Annotated in this window: 2 protein-coding genes; both read left to right on the top strand. The window is 47.5% G+C overall.

Annotated elements, in window-relative coordinates; translation table 11 throughout:
- Window positions 1-581: hypothetical protein (locus BIY29_RS19495; RefSeq protein ID WP_205680387.1), on the top strand; the 581-nt coding region annotated here is incomplete at its 5' end.
- A 72-nt stretch (window positions 582-653) separates the two neighbouring features.
- Window positions 654-3,716, top strand: a complete 3,063-nt coding sequence (locus BIY29_RS20105; RefSeq protein WP_147437190.1) for a calcium-binding protein — start codon at window positions 654-656, stop codon at window positions 3,714-3,716.
- The last annotated feature ends 203 nt before the right edge of the window (window positions 3,717-3,919 follow it).

The raw sequence follows: 3,919 nt of genomic DNA, 5'->3' as shown, positions 1-3,919 counted from the left end.
ATAATAAATGGCAGGCGGAAATGATTCAAGAAATACAGAAAAAAAGAATTAACACTGTAATTAAATTCCTCCTAAAAATACTCTTGCTAATGTTTATTACTTTGGTGATTGTTGCAGTGATTGAATTTTTCTATACCAGCACACGTAACTATCTCGGCTACTGTACCTGGGATAATCAACGAATGGGAAAGCGTTATACCACTCAGGAACGACTGGATATTGCTATTGCCAAGTATTTGCAATATCAAACAACTAAAGATTATTTAGAAATCGGAAAATCCGAACACATTATTGGTAGTTCTGATGACCTAGAGCAGCATTTCACTTTGATACATTACAGTAACAAAGAGGAATTTTTAAATGAGAATCCAGATTGCTGCGAACGTACCTGGGGATTAGTGGAGGGCGATCAGTTCAGGTTTTGGGATCGCACGGACGGCGCTGGTGACGGGATGTTTATTTTTCGGCATAAAATTCGCTATATCGATAAAAAAACGGGTATGCAAAAAAACATTTTTTCCAGAAATACTTATTACGATGTTAACAACTGTGGATACGCAACAGGACATTATTATTATTAGTCGATAACAAAATTATATTAGCTTAGAAGAGATATAAAACTGTTATATCTATCATCTCAAGGAGAGAGCATTATGGCACTTCCCAGCGCAGAGCAAGTTACCAATAAATATTTGTATGGCACAGATGGCAAACCTGAAGATAGTCTGAGCCCGTCTATTCTCGATCACCGTAGCGATACGTCTAAAAATAAAATTGCGGTGGATACTACTGAATATATGACGGACGGCGCTGGACGGTTCGTAAACCCCGCAAATTTCAACATCGTTGAAAAATTTTTTAATACCGATATTCCCCCAGGGACCTATACCAAAACCGAGATGCTGCAACGGTTCGGGCATATCGATCCGCAGACAGGAAAAGCAACAAATCTTTACGGCGGCTATATCGTCAACCAGATATTCCTTGGCACAAACGACCCGGACTATGCCGAACGCGCTTATATCTGGGGCACTACCAAGTTCAAAGTTGCGGATGGGGTTGAGTTTGTCGTCAATCCGGATGGCACCAGAGAAATTCGCAATTTCGCTATCGTACCAGAGGGCATAGAAAACTTTGACTTTGACGGCGGCGCGGAGTCAGACATAGGCAACGCCGCGCTTGAACCTGTCATTGATCCATCTGGTATTGGCAGAACGGTTGAATTGCAATTCACAGGATTAGAATCCATTCCCACCACCACCCTCACCCAGGCCGACTTTATCAACGATGTCAGTAATATCATTGCTGTGGGGGTTATCGATAAAGCCGCAACGGTGTTAAAAGCCATGTATGCCATTGAGGAACTGGAAAACCGGCTTTTTTCCTCCGGCAGCCAGCCGGCACGTTTTCTCGATGCGCAAAACCGCCCGATTATCTATGGCACCAATAAGGATGATTCGATCAGCGGCTTTACCACTCCCGCCGACGTCGATCTGGATCAGGACGAATATAACATCGGCCACTATTTAGCCGGAGAGGGGCTGGATCTCGGCCTGGACAGCAATCTCTACCCTTATATCAATAACGGCATCGCCTATGTTGCGGGCGACGGTAATGACGCCATTACCGGCACAGACCATGATGATGCGCTATACGGCGGAGCAGGTGATGACACTCTTAACGGCGGAAAAGGAAACGATTTCCTGCAAGGCGGCGAAGGGCAAGATATGCTGCTAGGCGGAGATGGCTTTGATACCTACCGGGCCGATGATCAGGACATTATTGATGATAAAGACGGGAAGGGACAGGTTATCGTCAACAACAGACAGCTAACCGGCGGCACCCGCAAGAATGGCACTCCTGAGAATACCTACTACGGCAACGGCAACGTTTACGTGCTGGATGGCGATAAGTTAACCGTTAACGACAGCTTGATTATTCAACATTACGACAAAGATAAAAGCTCGTTGCAAATCGTTCTCAAAAATAATTCAAACGATGATGATGAAAGAACGCCGAGAACGCTATTTACCTCCCCGCTTGTTATTGACCTGGACGGCGACGGCGTAGAAACACTGATACGCGGTGACAAAAAATATTTCGATCTGAATAACGATGGTCTCAGCGAAGAAACCGGCTGGGTCAGCCCCGATGACGGTCTCTTGGTGCATGACGTCAATGGTGATGGCCGCATCAGCAACGGCGGCGAACTGTTTGGCAACCACACTCAACTCGGCAATGGAAAAACCGCCGATAATGGTTTTCAGGCGCTGGCTGAATATGACGACAACGGCGACAAGACCATTGACGCGCAGGACGCCGCCTATGCCACCCTGCGAATCTGGCGCGACCTTAACAGCAACTGCATTAGCGACAAAGGTGAACTGCAAAGTCTGAAGGACGCCGGCGTAGCGGAAATCAGCACCGACTACCGCAGTTCAGATTATGTCGATAACAATTATCATCAACACCTCATGATAGCGAATGCCACACTGAGCGATGGCCGGATTTCCAACGCAACGGACGTATGGTTCATGACAAATACTCAGCGCCGTATCAATAGCGGCGATATCAATCTCACCCCTGAGGTCACGGCGTTACCCAACGCCAAAGGATTCGGCAAAGTGCATGATCTGCGCCAGGCGATGGTGCTGGATCCTGAGCTTAAAAATCTGTTGAACAACTATCTGGCCTCCCCCTATAGCGCCACCAACTCCCCGCTTGACGAGCTGATCTACCGCTGGACTGGCGTTGCCAATATCGCTCCTTACAGCAACGCCTCCCGACATGGCAATTACGCGAATGCACGTATGCTGTCGGCGATGGAAAATCTGGCGGGCAATACCTGGAATGGTTTTGGCGGCGAATTGCTGAAAGATGAATATTTAAAATTCAAGCGATTTACCGCTGCTCAATTACTGGCACAAACCGAATATGCGGCGGAGCTTGACATTATCCGTTCGGCGTTCAGCTCCGATGCCCAGGGGATTACCGTCGATTGGGCGGCGTTGCCAGGCAGAGTGGAATCTCTGTACGCGAACGGAAAACTGGAACGAATAGCAGGTATGCTTTCTATTTTGTCCAACCTGGGTATTTATTCGCACAATTACCGCAACCAACGCGATGCCGCATTTCAGGCGATCGTCAAAGCCAATCCCAGCCTGGCGCCTTTTGTTGATCCCGCATTCATCTTCGGCTCCCCCGGTAACGACAGCTTGTCCATTAAAGGTGCGGTAATGTCTTTTTTCGGTATCAGCAACGACACTGAAAAGTCCAGAAAAGAAGCAGAAATGGGTGCTATTTTTTTCGGGGCTGGCGGCGACGATTACCTGTCAGGCAGGAAGGGCGACGACTGTTATTACTACTTTCGTGGGCACGGCGACGATACTCTCCGCGATAGCGGCGGTATAGACCAAATCATATTTGGCGCCGGAATCAAACCGTCCGACCTCTCCTTCTCTCGCAATGCCACCTCCATCAGGGTTCACATCAAGCAAGAGGACGGCAGCGATGCGGGTTCACTGCGCATCGACAATTTCTTCAGCGCCGACGGCGCGGTGGCTGATGGCGCTATCGAACAGATCCGATTCATTGACGGCGACAGCCTGAGCCAGCAGCAGATGCTGGATACGCTAAATGCAACGTCGCGTACCGCTGGCGACGATACGGCGTTTGGCTCCGATAATAGGAGCAATATCTATTGCATATTTTATTGATACTGAAGAACATACTATTGTTCTATTTTCACACATGCCCCCAACGATGCCCCCAACAGAATTTGTGTCCAATTCAAGGGAAAACTTTATAGAGCCTTTCTTCCATCAGGAATAGAAATAATCACTCATATAAATAGCACGCTACTAATATAACAAGAATGTATTCCGTTCACTGACCGATTACACTACAATCTGAACTAAGT

Source organism: Brenneria alni, from assembly GCF_003666245.1.
GTDB lineage: Bacteria > Pseudomonadota > Gammaproteobacteria > Enterobacterales > Enterobacteriaceae > Brenneria > Brenneria alni.
This window is presented reverse-complemented; position numbering and strand designations above follow the sequence as displayed.